Source organism: Flavobacterium sp. FlaQc-49, assembly GCF_044005985.1.
GTDB classification, from domain to species: Bacteria; Bacteroidota; Bacteroidia; order Flavobacteriales; family Flavobacteriaceae; genus Flavobacterium; species Flavobacterium cupriresistens.
In genome coordinates, this window is sequence record NZ_JBIPCS010000002.1 from 373792 (window position 1) to 395649 (window position 21858).

The 21858-nt window shown below is 34.9% G+C and carries 17 protein-coding genes; 12 read left to right on the top strand and 5 right to left on the bottom strand.

Annotated elements, in window-relative coordinates; all coding sequences use genetic code 11:
• Positions 1–262: 262 nt before the first annotated feature.
• Positions 263–2395, bottom strand: coding sequence for a TonB-dependent receptor (locus ACHRV3_RS04860; RefSeq protein ID WP_395433513.1), 2133 nt, complete (start codon positions 2393–2395; stop codon positions 263–265).
• Between the two features lie 133 nt (positions 2396–2528).
• On the opposite strand from ACHRV3_RS04860, the gene lysA reads away from it, so the two are divergent.
• The 4 genes from lysA (at position 2529) to ACHRV3_RS04880 (ending at position 8437) form a co-directional block, all read left to right on the top strand.
• On the top strand, positions 2529–3809 hold the full coding sequence (gene lysA / locus ACHRV3_RS04865; RefSeq protein ID WP_255663877.1) for a diaminopimelate decarboxylase: 1281 nt from the start codon (positions 2529–2531) through the stop codon (positions 3807–3809).
• Positions 3810–5851: 2042 nt separating this feature from the next.
• Positions 5852–6301: a hypothetical protein gene (locus tag ACHRV3_RS04870; protein ID WP_395433515.1), complete on the top strand. Its 450-nt coding sequence runs from the start codon at positions 5852–5854 to the stop codon at positions 6299–6301.
• A gap of 247 nt (positions 6302–6548) precedes the next feature.
• Positions 6549–6914, top strand: coding sequence for a hypothetical protein (locus ACHRV3_RS04875; RefSeq protein ID WP_395433516.1), 366 nt, complete (start codon positions 6549–6551; stop codon positions 6912–6914).
• A 341-nt stretch (positions 6915–7255) separates the two neighbouring features.
• On the top strand, positions 7256–8437 hold the full coding sequence (locus ACHRV3_RS04880; RefSeq protein WP_395433517.1) for a hypothetical protein: 1182 nt from the start codon (positions 7256–7258) through the stop codon (positions 8435–8437).
• A 128-nt stretch (positions 8438–8565) separates the two neighbouring features.
• On the opposite strand, the gene ACHRV3_RS04885 is transcribed toward ACHRV3_RS04880, so the two are convergent.
• Positions 8566–9051, bottom strand: a complete 486-nt coding sequence (locus tag ACHRV3_RS04885) for a hypothetical protein (RefSeq protein WP_230004955.1) — start codon at positions 9049–9051, stop codon at positions 8566–8568.
• A gap of 144 nt (positions 9052–9195) precedes the next feature.
• Here ACHRV3_RS04885 and ACHRV3_RS04890 point away from each other — a divergent pair, with 144 nt between their 5' ends.
• The 6 genes from ACHRV3_RS04890 (at position 9196) to ACHRV3_RS04915 (ending at position 13746) form a co-directional block, all read left to right on the top strand.
• Positions 9196–9549, top strand: coding sequence for a helix-turn-helix transcriptional regulator (locus tag ACHRV3_RS04890; protein WP_255663875.1), 354 nt, complete (start codon positions 9196–9198; stop codon positions 9547–9549).
• Positions 9539–10039 (top strand): SRPBCC domain-containing protein, encoded by a 501-nt coding sequence (locus tag ACHRV3_RS04895; RefSeq protein WP_047778277.1) that lies wholly within the window; start codon positions 9539–9541, stop codon positions 10037–10039. The genes ACHRV3_RS04890 and ACHRV3_RS04895 overlap by 11 nt, the downstream gene beginning before the upstream one ends.
• 168 nt (positions 10040–10207) lie before the next feature.
• Positions 10208–10633, top strand: a complete 426-nt coding sequence (locus ACHRV3_RS04900) for a DoxX family protein (protein ID WP_230004954.1) — start codon at positions 10208–10210, stop codon at positions 10631–10633.
• Positions 10634–10678: 45 nt separating this feature from the next.
• Positions 10679–11548, top strand: coding sequence for a class I SAM-dependent methyltransferase (locus tag ACHRV3_RS04905; protein WP_395433519.1), 870 nt, complete (start codon positions 10679–10681; stop codon positions 11546–11548).
• Between the two features lie 172 nt (positions 11549–11720).
• Positions 11721–13328 carry an ABC-F family ATP-binding cassette domain-containing protein gene (locus ACHRV3_RS04910; RefSeq protein WP_395433520.1) on the top strand — a complete coding sequence of 536 codons (1608 nt, stop codon included), beginning with the start codon at positions 11721–11723 and terminating at the stop codon, positions 13326–13328.
• 49 nt (positions 13329–13377) lie between these two features.
• Positions 13378–13746: a nuclear transport factor 2 family protein gene (locus tag ACHRV3_RS04915; RefSeq protein ID WP_395433521.1), complete on the top strand. Its 369-nt coding sequence runs from the start codon at positions 13378–13380 to the stop codon at positions 13744–13746.
• 329 nt (positions 13747–14075) lie between these two features.
• Here ACHRV3_RS04915 and ACHRV3_RS04920 read toward each other — a convergent pair whose 3' ends face one another.
• The 3 genes from ACHRV3_RS04920 to ACHRV3_RS04930 form a co-directional block, all read right to left on the bottom strand.
• Positions 14076–15611, bottom strand: a complete 1536-nt coding sequence (locus ACHRV3_RS04920) for a YifB family Mg chelatase-like AAA ATPase (protein ID WP_395433522.1) — start codon at positions 15609–15611, stop codon at positions 14076–14078.
• 179 nt (positions 15612–15790) lie between these two features.
• Positions 15791–16258, bottom strand: a complete 468-nt coding sequence (locus ACHRV3_RS04925; RefSeq protein WP_230004949.1) for a transcriptional regulator — start codon at positions 16256–16258, stop codon at positions 15791–15793.
• A gap of 5 nt (positions 16259–16263) precedes the next feature.
• Positions 16264–16776: a hypothetical protein gene (locus ACHRV3_RS04930; RefSeq protein WP_395433524.1), complete on the bottom strand. Its 513-nt coding sequence runs from the start codon at positions 16774–16776 to the stop codon at positions 16264–16266.
• Between the two features lie 452 nt (positions 16777–17228).
• Between ACHRV3_RS04930 and ACHRV3_RS04935 the strand changes: the two genes are divergently transcribed.
• Positions 17229–18656: a S41 family peptidase gene (locus ACHRV3_RS04935; protein WP_395433525.1), complete on the top strand. Its 1428-nt coding sequence runs from the start codon at positions 17229–17231 to the stop codon at positions 18654–18656.
• A gap of 168 nt (positions 18657–18824) precedes the next feature.
• The gene (locus tag ACHRV3_RS04940) at positions 18825–21821 is read left to right on the top strand and encodes an amidohydrolase family protein (RefSeq protein ID WP_395433527.1); all 2997 of its coding nucleotides are present in this window, start codon (positions 18825–18827) and stop codon (positions 21819–21821) included.
• Positions 21822–21858: the final 37 nt, after the last annotated feature.

The following is a 21858-nucleotide window of genomic DNA, read 5'->3' on the forward strand; positions in this document are numbered from 1 at the left end:
AGTTGTGTTTAATTTGTATTCGTAATTATAGGGTATTATAAATTTTACAGACCTTAGTTTTTATGCTATGAATTTCAATCTGTATTTATCTTTATTTTCTTAAAAAATCCTGTTATTTTTTCAAAAAAGACAGTAAGAAACTACCCCGGAACTGAGTTCCGAGGTAGTAAGTCTAAAAAGTTGTTTATTGTATTGGTAAAATCTCAGGTTTTCAAACAGTCCTGATTCAAAACAGTATTTTGAAGATTAAACCTGAAAGAAATTAAAAGTTGTATTGAACTTGTACGGTAGCACGTCTTCCCGGGGCGTTAACAAAGTCTTTGTCTCTCGCTTGCCACCATGCCATATTTGGAGAATAATCTTTATTAAATAAATTCTCAACCCCTAATCCTAACTTTAATGCTTTGCCAATAAGATAAGAACTGCTTAAATTAAAAACAGTATATTTTTTTACAGGTCCTTCGTTAACACTATACAAATTTGTTGTTGGGTTAGGATCAAATCGGTTTCTTTCAAAATTATGCAGACTGCTTAATTCTACATCTAATTTTTTTGTTGGACGTACTTGAATATAAGTTGTAAGTTTTGGAGCCATTATACGAGAACCGTTAATGTACTTTTCGTATGTTCCGTTATTATCATTATCCACTTTACCTTCCAACCAAGCGAAGGCTCCTCCGAAACTTAAAACCTCCAACGGTTTTAAATTTAAGACTGCCTCATATCCCCAAATATTCTCCGGAGCACGCTGCATCGCAAAAGAACCATTTGGCAACTGAACAGAGGTCGCTCCCAGTTTTGAAGTACTCCAAAAACTCGTTAGCTCATAGTTGATCCACTTTTTAATAGTTCCCGCCACACCCATTTCGTAATTATTTACAATGATCGGATCAGTTGGTAATTTTGAAATAACACTTTCTGTAGAAGTTCTCAAAATACGCCCTACTTCATTGATCGAAAAAGACTGAGAGTAACTGGTAAAGACATTTACCTCCGGCATAATATTATATCGTAAACCAATATTGCTCACAAAAGCATTATATTCTAAATCACCCCCTTGTACAAAAATACTATTGTTGTAGGTATTGTTTTTAGCATTAAGTACTGGCAATGTATAAAAATCATCTGCTTTAACTTTGATGTTTTCGTATCGCGCTCCCGCTTTCAAAGTAAATTTTTCCCAAGCATCAAATTTAATTAAGACGAATGGTGCCGTATTTTGCATTTTCATTTGTGGAGTCCAGAAACGCCCATCCTCTAATTTTTGAACAGTCTCATCCTGAAGAATATCTACTCCATAAATCAAATCTGCTTTATAAGTATCATTTGAAAAAAGACGAGAATCAAAATTCATCCTAAGTCCTAATTTCTTTGAAGCCACATTGGACTGTCCACCATTTAAAAACTGATCTCTGTCATACCCGTAAACCGTTCTGAAATCCTGTGAATAGATGTTTACGTTTAAAGCTGTATTGTTCCAAATCTCTGAATTGGTATAAGAAAGTCTAAAATTATGATTTCTCGGCGTTCCCTCCGGAGTTCCCAATCTCCTTTCAGACTCAACGCCAATAGTAGGAATCTCGCCCCACTTACCAATCTTAACATCCTGATCTAAAAAAGATCTGGAAGCATACCCAATATACGAAAACTCGAATCTTTGTTTGTCGGTTAATTGATAGCCTATTTTTAATAAACCATTATAGGTGTCTAAATTTGATAAACTGTAAAAAGGAGAAGTATTAACCGAATTAGCATCTTTTATTACTCCTGTTCTTTCTTTAGTAAACCCGACAACATAATCAAATCGCTCTATCTTTCCGGTAAAAGAAGCCGATCCTCTGTACCCAAATGATTCTGCAAACGTTTTGGGTTGTGATATAAGACCTAATTGTACAGAACCTGAAAAAGGCCTTTCCTTATGGTTTTTCTTTGTAATATAATTGATAATCCCTCCATCGGCTCCATTACCGTAAATGGATGTTGCTCCTTTAATTACTTCGACTCTTTCAACAGAAAAAGGATCAATGACCTGTAAATCTCTTCCTCCGTTTCGCAGTGGCGTAGATTGAGGCACTCCGTCAATCATAACCAAAAAAGGTCTTCCTCTTAAAGTCTGCCCGTAGTTTGAAGTTTGATTTCCGGCAGTAGCTAAACTTGGAACCGTATATTGTAGAATATTACTAATATTTGAATTAATTATAGTCTGGCTTTGAATTTTCTTCTCTCCTACTATAGTAATCGAAGAAACAACTTCTTTTATGCTCTCTTTTTTCCGGCTTGCCGTTACAATAATATCATCTAAATTATTTGTCGCTAAACTGTCTTTCGTCTTTTCTTGAGCAAATCCTATTGAAACTATAAGGTTTAATAGGCAAAATGTAGTAATTTTTTTCATAAATAATGATTAAAATGCAATTTTTGGGCAAATATAATCTTTATTTATTCTAAATAAGAAGTATTTATATCGAAAAGTTACATTTTATTCAATTGTTGGTTTTATAACAAATTGTTATGATTTGTTATTTTTCATTTTAAAATTTGTCAATCCCCAAAAGAGTAATAAGTTTGCCAAAAATAGTTTACAAATGCAAGCAAAAGATCTACTGCAGTTAGCAGACCAATTTGGAAGTCCATTATACGTTTATGATGCCGAGAAGATTCAGTCTCAGTACAATCGATTAACTAAAGCTTTCTCTAAGGTAGAAAACTTAAGAGTTAATTATGCTATGAAAGCATTGTCTAACGTTGCCATTCTCCAGTTATTAAAAAACATGGGATCTGGCTTGGATACCGTATCCATTCAAGAGGTTTTATTAGGGCTTCATGCCGGTTATGACCCTGAAAAAATCTTTTTTACACCAAACGGAGTTTCTTTGGAAGAAATCGAAGAAGTTGCCGCAATGGGTGTACAAATCAATATCGACAATTTATCTATTCTGGAGCAATTCGGAACAAAACATCCTCATATACCAGTATGTATTCGTATCAATCCACACGTAATGGCGGGAGGAAATGCTAATATTTCTGTAGGACACATTGATAGTAAATTCGGGATTTCTGTACATCAGATACCCCATATATTGCGAATTGTTGAAAATACAAAAATGCATATTGTGGGTATTCACATGCACACCGGTTCTGATATTTTAGATATCGAAGTATTCTTGTATGCTGCCGAAATTTTGTTCGATACTGCAAAACACTTCAAAGAATTAGAGTTCTTAGACTTCGGAAGCGGTTTCAAAGTACCTTACAAAAAAGACGATATCGAAACAGACATCGAAGAATTAGGTAAAAAATTATCCAAAAGATTCAACACTTTCTGTGCTGAATATGGCAAAGATTTAACCTTGATTTTTGAACCTGGTAAATTCTTAGTGAGTGAAGCCGGATTCTTCCTGGCCAAAGTTAACGTAGTAAAACAAACAACGTCAACCGTTTTCGCCGGAATCGATAGTGGTTTCAATCACTTAATTCGTCCAATGTTTTATGGTTCTTCACATCATATTGAGAACATCTCCAACACAAAAGGGAAAGAACGTTTCTACTCTGTAGTAGGATACATTTGCGAGACCGATACTTTTGCAAACAACCGCAGAATCCACGAAATTACCGAAGGTGATATTCTTGCTTTCAGAAACGCAGGAGCTTATTGTTTCTCAATGGCTTCCAACTACAACTCCAGATACAAACCTGCTGAGGTATTGTGGATGAACGGTCAGGGAATCTTAATCCGTGAGCGCGAAACCTTCGAAGATTTGCTTAAAAATCAAATTTCGTTACCACAAGAAGCCGCGGTAACGGCTTAAAATAAAAAAATATCATGCTAAAAATCCCGTTTCTTAATTGAGACGGGATTTTTTTATTGTAGATTTTAGAGTTCAGATTTTAGATTTATAACCGTCTGTCAGGCTGAGCGAAGTCGAAGCCCTCCACGTCAATTCGTGCAATTCGTTGCGAAAATCTCTTTACATATAAGCACGCAGATTAAGCAGATTAAACAGATTTTCACTGATCTTTTCTTCTCCCCTCTTTTGTCAGGCTGAGCGAAGTCGAAGCCCCCTTTTTTTGTGTCCTTTCGACGAAGGAGAAATCTTCGTTTACTGAATCTACAATCTGATACTTTCTTTGTGGAGCTACTTGTGAAGATTTCTCCTTCGTCGAAAGGACAAGGTTGCGGACAATTGAAATAGAAACGCACTATCGTTTGTCTAAACCGTATACTATCACGCTAATCTGTCGATTCGTGGAAATTCGTTCAATTCTTTGCGATTACTTTACATATAAGCATGCAGATTAAGCAGATTTTCACTGATCTTTTCTTCTACCCTCTTTTGTCAGGCTGAGCGAAGTCGAAGCCCCATTTTTGTGTCCTTTCGACGAAGGAGAAATCTTCGTTTGCTGAATCTACAATCTGATACTTTCTTTGTGGAGCTACTTGTAAAGATTTCTCCTTCGTCGAAAGGACAAGATTGCGGACAATTGAAATGGAAAAGTACTGTCGTTTCTCTAAACTGCGTACTACCACGCTAATCTGTCAATTCGTGGAAATTCGTTCAATTCTTTGCGATTACTTTACATATAAGTACGCAGATTAAGCAGATTAAACAGATTTTCACTGATCTTTTCTTCTACCCTCTTTTGTCAGGCTGAGCGAAGTCGAAGCCCCATTTTTGTGTCCTTTCGACGAAGGAGAAATCTTCGTTTGCTGAATCTACAATCTGATACTTTTTTTGTGGAGCTACTTGTGAAGATTTCTCCTTCGTCGAAAGGACAAGATTGCGGACAATTGAAATGGAAATACATTGTCGTTTGTCTAAACCGTGTACTATCACGCTAATCTGTCGATTCGTGGAAATTCGTTCAATTCTTTGCGATTACTTTACATATAAGCACGCAGATTAAGCAGATTAAACAGATTTTCACTGATCTATTCTTTTACCCTTTTTTGTCAGGCTGAGCGAAGTCGAAGCCCCATTTTTGTGTCCTTTCGACGAAGGAGAAATCTTCGTTTGCTGAATCTACAATCTGATACTTTCTTTGTGGAGCTACTTGTGAAGATTTCTCCTTCGTCGAAAGGACAAGATTGCGGACAATTGAAATAGAAATACACTATCGTTTGTTTAAACCGTATACTATCACGCTAATCTGTCGATTCGTGGAAATTCGTTCAATTCTTTGCGATTACTTTACATATAAGCACGCAGATTAAGCAGATTAAACAGATTTTCACTGATCTTTTCTTCTACCCTCTTTTGTCAGGCTGAGCGAAGTCGAAGCCCCATTTTTGCGCCCTTACGACGAAGGAGAAATCTTCTTTTGCTGAATCTACAATCTGGTACTTTCTTTGTGGAGCTACTTGTGAAGATTTCTCCTTCGTCGAAAGGACAAGATTGCGGACAATTGAAATGGAAATACACTGTCGTTTGCCTAAACCGTGTACTATCACGCTAATCTGTCAATTCGTGGAAATTCGTGTAATTCGTTGCGAAAATCTCTTTACATATAAGCACGCAGATTAAGCAGATTAAACAGATTTTCACTGATCTTTTCTTCTACCCTTTTTTGTCAGGCTGTGCGAAGTCGAAGCCCCATTTTTGTGTCCTTTCGACGAAGGAGAAATCGCATTCTATATTCCATAACAGTGCGTGCTCAGCGTGTGTGATTTCTCCTTCGTCGAAAAGACAAGATTACGGGTAATTGAAATGGAAATACATTGTCGTTTGTCTAAACCGTGTACTATCACGCTAATCTGTCAATTCGCGAAAATTCGTGCAATTCGTTGCGAAAATTTCATTACATAAATCAAATAAAAAACCTACTTTAGCTTACCAAATCAAACCTAAAAACCATGAAACTTACGATTTCCCTGTCGGCACTATTCCTTTTACTTACTACCAATTTATTCAGTCAGACGATTGAAGACTTAAAACTAAAAAACAAAGAAATTCCCAAAAGTTATATCGTAAACCAAGGCAATGTTTGTATTTCTCCTCAGGCTTGTACTTTTTATAATGATATTGAAACTTACAGCAACATTGTTGGAAAATTAAAGAGCAAACAAATTCAAAGTTTTAAAAGTAAAACAGACAGTGGGTCTATTATGTATTTCGAATTTGAACAAGTATTCAAAGGTGACAGGTTCCTGCAAGGAATGTTGTGGAGAAAAGACGGTGAACCAACAGAGGAACATCCGGAAGAGTATCTTGCAAAAGGAAAATTTTTAATCATTTGGAGTTTTCATTCTGACAGTCCAATTAAGGAAAAATCGGAAACCAAAGTAGAGACTCTTTTACAATAATCAATAAAACCGCCACTCGTGCCGGCATAAAAGGCCACAGTCGATCAAATCACATAACCATTAACTATTACAATTTCGATTAAAGGGAAATCACATACAACAGTTCGATAGTATTATATATTTTACCGGTGCCGCTCTCTTTCATCGAAAATGATAAAATTGTAAAAAATGGCAGACTGAAAAAAACAATATCCTAATCTTAGCTTCATCTTTAATTTGTAATTTCGACAACTTAAAAAACATAAAAATGAAACCACAAATACGAATCCTAATTTATTCTCTATTATTCTTCACTTATAGCTTTTCGACTTCGTTATTACTCGAACTAGGCGAAAAACTAAAGGATCACAGATTTATAACTTTAGGCTGCGGTTTCCTTCTTATAAATCTCATTTTTTCATTTTTTGTATTAAAATGGAGTCCTTTATTAAATATAGTCTCTTCCATTTTAATTGCAGCTTTGGCGCTATACTTGGCGTTAAGGGTTGGAGATTTGCACCTGTTTAGAAAATATGATGCTTATGGGATCAAAACCGCATTAATGGCCAATGCCCTTTTTTCAATTTTATTTTGGGAAATTGTTTACCAGATAAAGCGTAGAAAACAATCGTAGAGACGCACTGCTGTGCGTCTCTACGATGAATTTAATCCCTCGATCAAAAAATTCAGCTTAATAAATATCGAATAAGTACCATTACGGAACGAATTTTAATCTCCGAAAAAAGGTATTTCATCAAATTTTCTGATGAAAAATAAATTTCTAATCTAGCCCCGATAGAGCCGGTATCCTCGAAGTGAAACGCAGAGATAAAGGCGAAAGCGGGACTGCGGGTCATTTTGAAAATAAAAATTTCTGCTTCTGAAATTTGAGAAAAATCAAAAATTAATTTCCAAAAAAAGGCATAGTTGTTGAAAGTTAAAAGAGATATCTTTACACCTTCAAAAGTTACACCCATGCAAAAAATTACATTACTTGTTTCTATTTTATTTCTGGCGTTCTCTTGTGGCGTAAAAACGACACAATCGCTTATCAGTGACGGGGATTATGATGGTGCTATAAATCGTGCTGTCGACGCGTTAAGAACCAAAAAGGATTCTAAAGGAAAGCAGGATTATGTGTATTTACTCGAAGAAGCTTATGCGAAAGCCAAAGACCGGGATTTACGCAATCTTGAAATGATGGATAAAGAGAAAAATTCCGCCAACTTAGAGCGTATCTACAATACTTATGTACAATTAAACAATCGTCAGGAGAAAATCAGACCTTTATTACCGCTTCCTTTATTAAAGCAAGGTAGAAATGCTAGTTTTCCATTTGACAATTATTCCACTCAAATTGCAAGCAGTAAAATCGCTTTGTCAAAATACTTGTATGATAATGCGCAAATTCTTCTAAAATCAAAAAACAAACTAGATTCCAGAAAAGCTTATGATGATTTGGCTTTTATCGAAAGTATCAATCCAAATTACAAGAATGCGAAAAAATTAATGGACGATGCACAATTTAAAGGAACTGATTTTGTAAACGTTTACGCTACAAACGAAACGAATATGATCATTCCGATACAATTGCAGAATGATTTATTAGATTTCAGTACTTACGGCTTAAACGACAAATGGACGGTTTACCATAGTATCAAACAAAAAAATGTGACGTATGATTATGGTCTGATCTTAAATTTCAGAGAGATATTCATTTCACCTGAACAGATTAAAGAGAAGGAATTTATTAAAGAAAGACAAATTAAAGACGGTCTTAAACCGCTTTTAGACAGTAGAGGAAGACCCGTAAAAGACAGTTTAGGACGTGCCATAAAAGTAGATAATTTTAAAACACTCAAAGTTAACATCTACGAATACAGACAATTTAAGTCTTGTGAGGTAACGGCGAAAGTAGATTATGTTGATTTAAAAACCAATCAACTTATGCAATCCTTTCCTATTACTAGTGAGTTTGTTTTTGAGAACATTTATTCGACCTATCGCGGTGACAGAAATGCCTGTGACGAAAATTATTTAGGCTATTTTAACAAACGTGCCGTGCCGTTTCCTAACAATGAACAAATGGTGTTTGATACCGGAGAAGATCTAAAAGCCAAATTCAAAAATATCATTGTCCGAAACAGATTCAGATAATCCGTTAAAAACAACATTCCGATCCCATTTGTTCAAAGCAAATGGGATTTTTTATTGTGTTTTTCGCACCAAAATTCCATTCCAAATAGCTCTATTTTCTATTCTCTATTATCTTATCCTACTACTCTTCAATAAATCCGGTTAAAGGTTTTTTTTGATCTCAACTTCTTATTTAATCCTAAATTTAGAATCAAAAACAACTGTTGCAACGTCAACAGATAACAGCCGTATTGCAAGTATTCGAAGTAGGAATAGGTAAACTCAAAAAGAGATGCTAAAGCTATAACACATAAAAAAAACACCTTTTTATAGCGGTATTTATAAAAGTAAACAAACTGCAATAAAATAGAAACCGGTAGTGCCAAAACGATAAGAATACCCAAAACTTCTATATACGGAAATCGATAGGGAGGCTTGAAATTGCTAATAAAATTGTAACAATCCTGAAAATAATTAACGGAAAAAGAAACTGAATTATTGTCGGCATTATTTACATTTCCGATCTGATCGGAAGCAAAAAGGAAATCCATCGTAAACGGAAGAAATAACAATAAAAATCCACCTAAGATAATTAGAAGGAACCCTTGTCTATATAAAAACTCATTTTTAATCATCTTGTTTTTTTGCCTAAAAATGGCCTAAAGATAAGGTATTAATTCACAATTGTCATCATCAAATTCATATCAAAACTCTTTAGCGATTAAAAAAAAAGTTAAAAAAATAACGCGAAACCAAAAAGTTGCATATATTTGCAACTGATTGATTGCGTATTTAAACAAATAAAAATGAAACGAGATGTTTTTCAGGCCATTGCCGACCCAACCCGAAGAGCTATATTAGTATTAATTTCTTCCAGTGCATTAACCCCAAATGCAATTGCAGAACAATTTAATACTACAAGACAAGCCGTTTCTAAACACATTAAAATCCTTAATGAATGCGAATTATTGGAGGAAAAGAAAATGGGAAGAGAAATCTATTATCAGCTTAAAATTGACAAAATGAAGGAAATAGATAAATGGTTAGAACAATTTAAAGAGATCTGGGAAAATCGTTTCAATCAACTGGATCAAGTATTAATGAATTTAAAAGCTAAAGAAAATGAAAACTAATCTTTTAATGGATTTTACCGTTGACAAAGAAAATTGTACGGTAAACGTAAAACGTGAATTTAATGCTTCAATTGCAAACGTTTGGTCTGCCTGGACAGAAGCTGAAATCCTGGATCAATGGTGGGCACCTGCTCCATACAAATCCAAAACAAAAAGCATGGATTTTAAAGTTGGAGGCCATAGACTATATGCAATGGTAGACCAGGAGGGCAAAGAAGGTTGGGCTTTGGTTGATTATATTTCGATTTCGCCAAAAAGCAATTTTAAAACTCTCGGAGCATTTTGTGATAGTGAAGGGAATATCAATCCTGATTTTCCTCGTTCTAACTGGAGTGTCTCCTTTTCTCAACAAGGTGATATTACAATTGTTGATGTGGTTATTAAACACAAACAATTATCAGATATAGAAAAGTATATTGCAATGGGTTTCAAAGAAGGATTTACAAGTATTCTTGAGAATTTAGATAAAATCTTTGAAGCAAAAAAATAATTGCACATGCAATCCGTGGAGATGCACAGCAGTAGAGATGCACAGCAGTGCATCTCTACTGTAAAATAAATTTGTGGAATATCGTTAAATAAGTTCCAACAGTTTTGTACATAGAAGCTTTGTTTTTCTTAAATTCGTTTACGTTACTAATTTTAAAAAAAACGTAATATGAATTCAAAACTAGTCAAACTCTTTTTACGTCTTGCGATCTCGGCAGGATTTCTTTCTGCTGTTGCGGATCGATTTGGATTATGGAGCAAAGAAAATTCGGTTTGGGGAAATTGGGAAAACTTTCTTGCTTACACAAAAATATTGAATCCACTGATTCCAGATAGCTTGTTATCACCTGTCGGAGTTATTGCCACTGCACTTGAAATCATTTTTCCGGTTTTTCTTTTAATTGGTTTTAAAACCGAATTGTTTGCCAAACTGAGCGGGTATTTGCTATTGCTTTTCGGATTATCAATGGTATTTTCTGTCGGAATAAAAGCACCTCTTGATTATTCGGTTTTTACCGGTGCCGCCGCCTGTTTTGCATTGAGTTTACTTAAAGAAAAGTATCTGGAGCTTGATACTGCAATTGCAAACAGATAAAAATGTTTCCGTTTTTTTTGATTACTGATCCCTTAAAACTAAATCATGAAAACCAACAAAACAAGCCGAACTGCACAATATATGGCACTGTTCAGAGCGTTAGAAAGTCAGCGTAATTTAAATGACAGACTATTTTCTGATCCTTATGCCATTCATTTTTTGGATCCTAAACTTAGACTAACTGTACATTTATCTAAAAACAAACAGGTTAGTAAATATATCAGCACTACGATTCAGAATAAAATTCCGGGTGCCTTTTCGTCGGGATTGGCGCGGACAAAATATATTGATGATTTACTTCAATCTACTATTTTGGGAGGTGTTACACAAGTCTTCATTTTAGGTGCTGGTTTTGACACGAGAGCTTTACGTCTTGATTTTCTAAAATCCGTCTCTGTTATAGAAATCGATCACCCCAACACCTCAAATTTTAAAATTGGCACCTTCAAAAAACGAATTGGAAAACCGCTGGAGAACATCACCTACTGCCAAATTGATTTCAATAAACAAAGTCTTGCTGAATTGGCAGTACAATATCATTTTGATTTTACAAAACCGACAACCCTGATTTGGGAAGGCGTTACCAATTATTTAACGGCAGAAGCCGTAAGCAATACATTTGCTTTTATTTCTAAATTTCCAAAAGGCAGCTCTATTATCTTTACTTATGTACACCAGGAAATCCTTACCAACCCCTCTTCTTTTTTAGGAGGCGAAAAACTTTTAAAAGATTTAGAAAAACTGGAAGAGCATTGGACATTTGGTTTTCTTCCGTCTGAACTGCCCGATTACTTAAAACAATTTAATCTGAACCTCATCGAAGATTTAGGTGCAAAAGAATATCGCGAAAAATATCTGCCCAATCGAAATGAAAAGGGCTATGAATTTTATCGTGTTGCTATTGCCAAAAAATAACGTATTGTCAACGCAACAGCATGGTGCTTTTCAGATTTCAGAAAAACATTTGTATCTTTGCAACAATTAAACTAAAAAGGTAATTCTTATGTGAAAAATAATTTCTTCCGGAAAAAATAGATAGAAAACCCAATGCGGTTCGCTATGATTATTCACCCCTAAAGAAGAAATTATGCTTACTTTACAAAACATTTCATACCTACATACGAACAAGGACTTACTGTTCGATAAAATTAGTTTTACAGCCAACCGTCAGGACAAAATTGCTTTAATCGGCAATAACGGCAGTGGAAAATCTACCTTATTGAAAATTATTTCAGGTGAATTACAAGCTTCAGAAGGCATATTGAAATCTGATTTAAAGCCCTATTACGTTCCGCAGATTTTTGGGCAATTTAATCATCTTTCCGTTGCTCAGGCCTTACAAATTGACGATAAACTAAATGCTCTCAACGAAATTCTTCAAGGAAATGTAACCGAAACCCATCTAAACATTCTTGGTGATGACTGGACCATTGAAGAGCGTTGCGCCGAAGCGCTTCATTACTGGCAATTACAAAACTTAGATCTAAATCAAAAACTGGAGCATTTAAGTGGCGGTCAAAAAACTAAAATTTTCCTTGCTGGAATTTCAATTCACAATCCCGAACTTGTACTGCTGGATGAGCCAAGTAATCATTTAGATTTAGCAGGACGAACATTGTTATATAATTTCATTCAGAATACCTCATGCACCTTAATTGCGGTAAGTCATGATAGAAAGTTATTGAATCTTCTGGACATGGTTTATGAATTAACCAAACGCGGCATTACGGTTTACGGAGGTAATTATGATTTTTATGCCGAACAAAAACAGATCGAAAACAATGCCTTAAATCAGGATATTCACAGCAAAGAAAAAGCATTACGAAAGGCAAAAGAAAAAGAACGTGAAACTTTGGAACGTCAGCAAAAACTCGATGCACGTGGAAAAAAGAAACAGGAAAAAGCCGGAGTTTCCCGTATCATGATGAATACCTTACGGGACAATGCTGAAAACAGTACTTCGAAAGTCAAAAACTGTCATGCCGAAAAAGTCAGTGGTATTTCCCGGGAGTTACAGGAATTGCGTTCAGGGGTAGCCGAAATCGATAAAATGAAATTCGGATTTGATACCACTAATTTGCATAATGGCAAAACATTATTTACCGCAATCGACATTAATTATACTTTTAAGGATCGGTATCTTTGGAATAAAGATCTCAGCTTTCAGCTTCTAAGTGGTGAACGAATTGCTTTGAAAGGGGCAAATGGCTCGGGTAAAACAACTTTAATTAAAATAATCACCGGAATGTTGATTCCGCAGCAAGGAAGCATTTACAGGGCGGAATGCAAATCCGTTTATATTGATCAAGATTATTCTTTAATTGACAATCGCCTTTTAGTTTATGAAATGGCCGAGAAATTCAATACTTCCGGTTTGCAGCAACACGATATCAGGATGAGACTTAATCGTTTTTTATTTTCTCAAAATGAATTAGACAAGCCTTGCAGCGTACTAAGTGGAGGAGAAAAAATGCGCTTACTGCTTTGTTGTCTGACGATAAACAATCAATCGCCTGATCTTATTATTCTGGACGAACCGACCAATAATTTAGATATTCAGAATATCGAAATTCTTACCGCTGCCGTTAATGAATATCAGGGAACTTTGATTGCGATCTCACATGATGACTCTTTTTTAGAACAAATAAACATTCAAAAGACAATTGATCTTGACCACCAAAGAACTCGTATTTAATTTTTAAATTAGCATGAATTAGCCGAAATTAACCTAAACTATTTTGAAGATGAGTGTAAATAAAGAAACCATAGAAGAATACATAAACGCCTTCAAGGTGAGTGATCACGAGAGAGTTCTTGCTTGTCTAACAGACGATGTTGTCTGGGAAATGCCCGGTATTTATCAACATGTTGGCAAAGAAGCATTTGATAAAGAAATTGAAAATGAAAACTTTATCGGCAGTCCAACGATTCAGATTTTAAAACTGATTGAAGAAAACAATATCGTAATTGCAGAAGGCGCCGTACAGGGCATGATGAAAAACGGAAATATACTAGATGCTGTTTTTTGCGATGTTTTTGAAATGGAAAAGGGAAAAATAAAAAGGCTAACCTCCTATCTCATGTCAAAGAATGATTCTCTTAAATTCGAATAACAAAGAAATGCAAATTCCAAATTTTTTAAATTCCAAATTCCAATGTTGGGGTTAACTGTTGGGGGCACAAAGCTAAAACTTTGTTTTAATTGATACTAAATAGTTGTCTTTTTGTAATGTAAAGCCTTTTTTCGAACTTAAAATATTCACAAAGTATTTCAAAAAACAACCTTGCGAACTCCTATGTTTAACTAGGCAAACATACGAGTTCGCAAAGGTTTGACCTAGATTTAAATAAAAAAATCTAAAGTCCAAAATCTACAATCTAAAGTCTACAATCTAAAGTCTACAATCTAAAATCTGCAATCTAAAATCTGCAATCTAAAACCCTACCCCAGCCAGCCTTCCCTATCCAGACTTCGGTACTGAATTGCTTCGGCTATGTGGGACGAAATTACGGTTGGTGCGGCTTCTAAATCGGCGATTGTGCGTGCTACTTTCAGGATCCTGTCATAGGCACGGGCAGAGAGGTTAAGCCGTTCCATCGCTGTTTTTAATAATAGTTTTGATTGTTCGTCGAGTGCGCAAAATTCTCTGATTTGCTTGGTGTTCATTTGAGCATTGTAATGAATATTAGGCAGCTGATCAAAACGAATGGATTGCAGTTCACGGGCTGCGGTCACACGTTTTCGAATTTCGACACTGCTTTCTGCTTTTCTGTCGTCTGATAATTTTTCAAAAGGAACAGGAGTTACTTCTATATGAATGTCAATCCGATCTAATAGAGGACCTGAAATCTTACTCAGATACCGTTGCATTTCATGCGGTGACGAAGTATTTGGAACACTTGGATCGTTGAAAAAACCACTTGGACTCGGGTTCATACTCGCCACCAGCATAAACGACGAAGGGTAAGTTACAGTAAACTTAGCCCTTGAAATAGTTACTTCACGATCTTCCAACGGTTGACGCATGACCTCGAGAACGTCCCGTTTGAATTCAGGTAATTCATCAAGAAATAAAACACCATTGTGCGCCATCGAAATTTCACCGGGCTGCGGATAACTCCCTCCTCCAACTAAAGCCACATTAGAAATAGTATGATGCGGACTTCTGAAGGGACGCTGATTCATTAACCCCACTTCTTTTAATTTTCCTGCAACACTATGAATTTTAGTCGTTTCTAAAGCTTCACGCAAAGTCATGGGTGGTAGAATGCTGGGCAATCTTTTGGCCAACATTGTTTTTCCTGCACCGGGCGGGCCGATCAAAATAATATTATGTCCGCCTGAAGCTGCAATTTCCATACATCGTTTTATGCTTTCCTGTCCACGGACGTCTGAGAAATCAAATTCAGGAAAATCGAGTGTTTTATAAAATTCAGCTCTGGTATCAATTGTGGTGGGTTCAAGCGTGCCTTTTCCTTCAAAGAAGTCAATTACTTCTTGCAGGTTTTCAACACCATAAACATCTAAACCTGCTACAATTGCAGCCTCTTTTACATTTTGTTTTGGCAGAAAAAAACCTTTATATCCTTCTTCTTTGGCTTTTATGGCAATTGGTAAAGCTCCGTTTATGGATTGCAAGCTTCCGTCAAGCGAAAGTTCTCCCATAATTATATATTGATCCACATCAAGTGCTTTTATCTGATGTGATGCTGCCAAAATCCCAATCGCGAGTGTCAGATCATAGGCGGAACCCTCTTTTCGTAAATCGGCCGGTGCCATATTAATAGTGATTTTTTTACCCGGAAAAGTATATGCATTGTTCTTTAAAGCCGCCGCAATGCGATAACTGCTTTCTTTTATGGCATTATCAGGTAAGCCAACCAAATGATACCCGATTCCTTTATCCATATGAACTTCGACCGTAATTGTTGTAGCTTCTACTCCAAAAACGGCACTTCCGTAAACTTTTACTAACATAAACGCTTTTCATTAAATGTTTTTAAAGCTAATGAAAACAATTTAATTGTAGCTTTTTTATTACGTATTTATTTTTTTTGAAATTTGCGATTTGATTTCATCTTAAAAAATAAGGTCTCAAACAATTTTAAAAAAAAAGCCCTGTAATCAGAGCTTTTGTATATGATGATACCAAATTTTTAAATTGAATCGACTAAATGACGATAATCGTACTTTTCATACTCTTTAGTATTAGCCTTTTCCTTATTTAACTCCATCATTTCATTTTTTAGTTGAACCTTATACCATTGTTCGGGTTTAGTATGAGAAAATGTACTAAGCTTTAATACTAACTTTGCATTTAATTTTCTTTCCCCTATAAGATATTTATGTAGATTACTGTCTTTCATATCAAAGTAAGTTGCCAATCTTTTTTTCGAAAGATTAAGTACTTTCAAATACATCTTAACAAAATCAAGGATTTTTAAAATCTCTGTATCATTTTCATTCTGAATATAGTCTTCTAATTTGTATTGAATAGAAAGTAATTCATTCTTTAATACCTGCTCTTTTGATTGTTTAGAAGAATGAGATACTATAATTTTCTTTAAATCATCTTTCTTTTTATCATTCCAAATGTCATTGATTTGAATTTCTTTATTTCTCATATCCTTTAATTTAAAAACTCGGTAATTAATTTCTCTCCTCCTTCGGGAACTATTATCATAGTTGTTTCACCGTATCTTAGTGCGTTGTATTTGATTGAATATAATGCCATTAATTTAACTTCATCTTCTTTATTCTCCTCTAAAACATCAAATACCAAATAGCCTTTGTACGGCTCATTCGCTTTAATAAAACTTAACCTGCAAGCAAATGCAATCAAACAACCGGCAATTCTTTCATATCTTTTAATAGAATCTTTATTATGAGGTGCTACTTCAATAAAAGCCATATAGGGTTCTACTTTGCCTTTCATTTCAAAAATCAAACAACCTTCAATTACATCAGGCGTTTCATCCGACACTAAAATATAAGCTTCATGATTATACTCTTTTGCCTGTTTTTTAAAATTAAATCTCCAGCCGTCACTTATAGAAGGCAAATTTAATTTTGTTGATTTTGCATTTAAAATCTTAGCGTCAACTAAGTCATTTTTGCTAATTCTTAATATTCTCACATTCATTAGTCCGTCATTCAAATATACTAAAAATAATTATACATTTTGTATAATAAATTCACATTATTAATATGAATTTACTATACCTTTATTTAAGTTTATTTGACTTATTAATGCAGATACTTTTTCTATAAACCATATTCATTAAATGTTTTTAAAGCTAATTAAAAACAATTTAATTGTAGTTATTTTATTACAAATAAATATTCGAAATACTTTACATTTAACTTTAACCTCTGCATTTTCTACAAACTCATGCAAATCTCAATTGTTCTGTTATATCCGAAATCATTCTTCTATTACCTCTTATCTACGAACATCCGTCATGTATATTCGCAAGCTGGCTTAACAAAAACATTCGTTAAATCACTAAATAACAGCTTACTCTGCTATTTTTTCATCAAAAATTTGTAATAAAATTCTATATTAGCGCTATCCTAAAAAATCCAAAAACCACTATGAATCACACCTCAAAACCAATTCAAAACAAAGCTTTTTCTTTTAGTCGGCAGCTTGTTTTTATGCTACTTCTATCTTTTGGTATTGTCCTGCAAGTAAACGGCCAGCAAAAGAAAATAACTGAAAAATTTAAAAAGGAAACTGTTTTAAAGATAGATTCCCTTCTTCAAAAAAACTATATCTTTCCTGAAAAGGCAAAATTGATCGGAGCCCATTTAAAAGGGGCGTACAAAGACGGTAAATTTAAAAAATACGAACTGTTAGATTCTTTTTCAACAGCACTGACAAAAGAGGTAAGATTCATTAACGACGACAAACATTTGGGAATCAAGCCAATATTTGTTCCCACAAAGGAGAAAACAGAATCAAACCAGGATTCTTATGAAATTTACCTTCATAACTTAACCGATAATCGTAAGCTTGCAAATGGTTTTAGAGAAGTCAAAATAATCGATGGCAATATCGGGTATCTTAATTTTAATTTTTTCATACACGAAACGAATCAAACCATTGATTCCTATCTTTATTTACTAGAAAAAACGGACGCCATCATTATTGATTTAAGAACCAATGGCGGCGGAAGCCCAAAAACGGTTCAATATTTATGCAGTTATTTTCTTAAAGCCCCTTTACTATTAAATACATTATATTTTAGAAAAGACAACTATACAGAAGAATTTTGGGTAAAAGAGGTAAACGGAAAAAAGAGACTTGATGTTCCTTTGTTTATTATTACCGGCGCAAAAACCTTTTCGGGAGCTGAAGAATTCAGTTACAATATGCAAACTCAAAAAAGAGCAACATTAGTCGGTGAAACAACTGGTGGTGGTGCCAATCCCGCTGAGTCATTTGAAATTAATTCCCTGTTAGAAATATTCATTCCTACCGGAACTGGTATTAACCCCATTACAAAAACAAACTGGGAAGGAATTGGTGTAATCCCGGAATACAAAACAACCAAAGACATGGCCTACGATAAAACTTTAGAATTAGCCACTAAAGCAGCCGAAAACTACAGAACCAAAAACGCAGCGGAATCGAAAAAACTGTATCAGGAACTACAGACCTCTATTGACCAACAAACAAAACCACTCAACGAAGGTGATTTGGCTAAAATGGATCAACAACTATTCCAGGTGATAAAAAAAATGACCGAATCTGATTTATTTAATGAGGGTGACATCGATGTTTTATCAGCTGACTACACCAAGACAAAACCATATATTGCAGAATCCATTTTAAAAAGCAATGCCGAACTACATCCAAAATCTCCTATTGCCTTTTTAAAATATGGTGATCTTTTGGAGCAAAACGGAAAAAAAAGCGACGCAACAGCTGTCTTAAAAAAAGCAGTAGAAGTCGCAACAGAAATCAAAGCGCCTTATCTGGAAGGATTAAAAAACCGTTATGAAAGCATTTTAAAATAAAAAACAAAACTTAGAATAAAACAGTCCAAAAACATTCTAAAACGACAAGCCAAAAAAGCCAGTACCTCGCTCAGTAGCTTCTAATGCCATAATTAGTATAATTTTTAATTTAAAACTTGTTCAAATATTAATATTTGTTATTTTTATTAAAAATTATACTAATTATCCATGAAAAAAACCTTACTACTGTTCTTTTTGACTGTTTTTTTAACAAAAACACAGGCACAAAGCTATTTCCCCGTTAACGAAAGTGTACAAAACAAAAATAAAAACTACACGGTTTTTACTAATGCTACCATTTATGTTACCCCAACTCAAAAAATCGAAAAAGGAACTTTACTTGTTCAGGACGGTAAAGTCGTTGCGGTAGGTAATGCTGTTTCGATTCCTAAAAACAGCATCGTTGTTAATCTTGAAGGTAAAACCATCTACCCTTCCTTTATTGATATTTATACCAGTTTTGGAATTGAAAAACCAAAAAGAAATCTAAGCTCCGGAGGCGACCGTAGCCCGTTATATGACACCAAAAGAGTCGGCTACTACTGGAATGAAAGTGTTCGCTCTGAATTAAACGGTTCCGAAACTTTTAAATACGATACTGCAAAAGCAGAGGAATTATTAAAAGCCGGTTTTGGTGTTGTCGGTACTCATATACCTGATGGAATCGCACAGGGAACCGGAGTATTAGTTGCTTTGAACAATACCGAAAACAGCAAACAAATTATAGCAGATAAAATTACCAATCACTTTGCTTTTACCAAAAGTAACGTGACCAACCAAGCCTACCCTAGTTCTTTAATGGGTTCGATGGCCTTGTTGCGCCAGATGTATTTAGATTTGGATTGGTACAAAAAAGGAAATTCTGAAACCAAAGATTTATCCTTAGAAGCATTGGCTGCTAATGAAAAACTAATTCAAATATTTGCTGCAGAAGACAAACTAAATAGTTTGAGAGCTTCTAAAATTGCAAAAGAATTTGGATTGAACTACGTTTTGAAAGGAAGCGGAAATGAATTTGAAAGAATTCAGGAAATTAAAAACACGAATGCTAAATTTATTATTCCAATTAGTTTCCCGGAAGCTTATGATGTTTCTAACCCTTATTTATCGAATCAGGTAGAATTAACAGACATGCGTTTTTGGAATCAGGCACCGACCAACCTTAAAGTCCTTTCAGACAATGGAGTCGTTTTTGCTTTGACAACAGACAAACTAAAGAAAACGGAAGACTTTAAAACTAATTTATTAAAAGCCATAAAATTGGGCTTTGATAAAACAAAAGCTTTAGAATCATTAACGACAATTCCTGCTGCTATTCTAGGAAAAAGCAATGAAATTGGAAGTTTAAAAACAGGTACTTATGCCAATTTTGTAATTACATCGGGTGAAATTTTTGATGAAAAAACAATTTTGTATGAAAACTGGGTTCAAGGAACTAAATACATCGTTAATGACATCAATGCAAAAGATATTCGTGGCAACTACGATTTAACCATTGGAAACGATACCTACAAATGGAAAATTGCAGGAACTGAAACTACTCCAAAATCTGAAGTTACTACAGCTGCTGCTGCCAAAGTAAACAGTACTTTTAACGTTTCTAAAAATTGGATTTCTCTTGTCCTTAAACCAAGTGATACAACGAAATCTAACTACACCCGTTTAACCGGATTTGTAGAAAACACGGAAAATCTATCCGGAAAAGCAGTCCTTTCAAACGGAAATGAATTGATTTGGAACGCAAAAAGAACAAGTCCTTTTACTGCTGTAAAAGACTCTTCCAAAGTAGAAAAACCAAATGTAATTATTCCGACCACCTACCCTAACGTTGCTTTTGGTGACTCAAAAAAATTAACGGCTCAAACCCTGCTTTTCAAAAACGCTACGGTTTGGACGAATGAAAAAGAAGGAATTTTAACGGAGACCGACGTCTTAATCAAAAACGGAAAAATTGCTGCCGTTGGTAAAAATCTTTCTGATGCAGCTGCGGTTACTATCGATGCCAAAGGAAAACATATCACCAGTGGTATTATTGACGAGCATTCGCATATCGCTATCTCAAAAGGGGTAAACGAAAGCGGACACAATTCGACTGCAGAAGTTACGATTCAGGATGTTGTAAATTCGGAAGACATTAATATCTACAGAGATTTAGCCGGAGGAGTTACGATTTCACAATTATTACACGGATCTGCAAATCCAATTGGAGGACGTTCTGCTATCGTAAAATGGAAATGGGGTTCTTCACCAGAAGAAATGTTGTATAAAAACCAGCCTAAATTTATCAAATTTGCTTTAGGAGAAAACGTAAAACAAGCCAATTGGGGCATTCAGAACCCTACTCGTTTCCCACAAACCAGAATGGGAGTTGAGCAGGTTTTCACTGATTACTTTCAACGTGCCAAAGAATATGACGAAAGCTGGAAGACTTTTAATTCCGGTTCTAAAAAAGGAAAAGCACCAAGAGTTGATCTTGAATTACAGACTTTAGCCGAAATCATTAATAAAGACCGTTTTATTACTTGCCACTCTTATGTTGAATCGGAAATTTTGATGTTGATGAATGTTGCGGAGAAATTCAACTTCCGTGTCAACACGTTCACTCATATTCTTGAAGGCTATAAAGTGTCTGATAAAATGAAAGAACATGGCGTTGGAGCTTCGACATTCTCAGACTGGTGGGCTTACAAGTTTGAGGTTAATGATGCCATTCCATTCAATGGTCCAATCATGCACAACCAAGGTGTCGTAGTTGCTTATAACTCTGATGATGCCGAAATGTCCCGAAGATTAAATCAGGAAGCAGCAAAAGCAGTAAAATACGGAAATATTTCTGAAGAAGATGCTTGGAAATTTGTTACTCTTAATCCAGCAAAATTATTGCATATAGATGATAAAGTAGGAAGTCTTAAAGTTGGTAAAGATGCCGATGTGGTCTTATGGAGTGATAATCCTTTATCTATTTATGCTAAAGCAGAAAAAACAATTATCGAAGGAGTTGTTTATTTTGATATTGAAAAAGATGCCGACAAACAACTTGCAATCACTAAAGAAAGAAACATCCTGATCGGTCAGATGTTACAAGAAAAAAACAAAGGAGCAAATACTCAGAAGCCTACTAAAAAAGAGAAGATAGAGTATCACTGTGACACTTTAGAACAATAATCAAAGCACCTTTAAAAAACTTGTAAAGTTAAAAACA

Coding starts and splice junctions, on each gene's coding strand:
- ACHRV3_RS04900 (WP_230004954.1), top strand. CDS start 10,208: ATGAATTCAAAACTAGTCAAACTCTTTTTACGTCTTGCGATCTCGGCA.
- ACHRV3_RS04860 (WP_395433513.1), bottom strand. CDS start 2,395: ATGAAAAAAATTACTACATTTTGCCTATTAAACCTTATAGTTTCAATA.
- ACHRV3_RS04935 (WP_395433525.1), top strand. CDS start 17,229: ATGAATCACACCTCAAAACCAATTCAAAACAAAGCTTTTTCTTTTAGT.
- ACHRV3_RS04925 (WP_230004949.1), bottom strand. CDS start 16,258: ATGAGAAATAAAGAAATTCAAATCAATGACATTTGGAATGATAAAAAG.
- ACHRV3_RS04915 (WP_395433521.1), top strand. CDS start 13,378: ATGAGTGTAAATAAAGAAACCATAGAAGAATACATAAACGCCTTCAAG.
- ACHRV3_RS04870 (WP_395433515.1), top strand. CDS start 5,852: ATGAAACTTACGATTTCCCTGTCGGCACTATTCCTTTTACTTACTACC.
- ACHRV3_RS04910 (WP_395433520.1), top strand. CDS start 11,721: ATGCTTACTTTACAAAACATTTCATACCTACATACGAACAAGGACTTA.
- ACHRV3_RS04895 (WP_047778277.1), top strand. CDS start 9,539: ATGAAAACTAATCTTTTAATGGATTTTACCGTTGACAAAGAAAATTGT.
- ACHRV3_RS04905 (WP_395433519.1), top strand. CDS start 10,679: ATGAAAACCAACAAAACAAGCCGAACTGCACAATATATGGCACTGTTC.
- ACHRV3_RS04880 (WP_395433517.1), top strand. CDS start 7,256: ATGCAAAAAATTACATTACTTGTTTCTATTTTATTTCTGGCGTTCTCT.
- ACHRV3_RS04875 (WP_395433516.1), top strand. CDS start 6,549: ATGAAACCACAAATACGAATCCTAATTTATTCTCTATTATTCTTCACT.
- ACHRV3_RS04940 (WP_395433527.1), top strand. CDS start 18,825: ATGAAAAAAACCTTACTACTGTTCTTTTTGACTGTTTTTTTAACAAAA.
- ACHRV3_RS04885 (WP_230004955.1), bottom strand. CDS start 9,051: ATGATTAAAAATGAGTTTTTATATAGACAAGGGTTCCTTCTAATTATC.
- ACHRV3_RS04920 (WP_395433522.1), bottom strand. CDS start 15,611: ATGTTAGTAAAAGTTTACGGAAGTGCCGTTTTTGGAGTAGAAGCTACA.
- ACHRV3_RS04930 (WP_395433524.1), bottom strand. CDS start 16,776: ATGAATGTGAGAATATTAAGAATTAGCAAAAATGACTTAGTTGACGCT.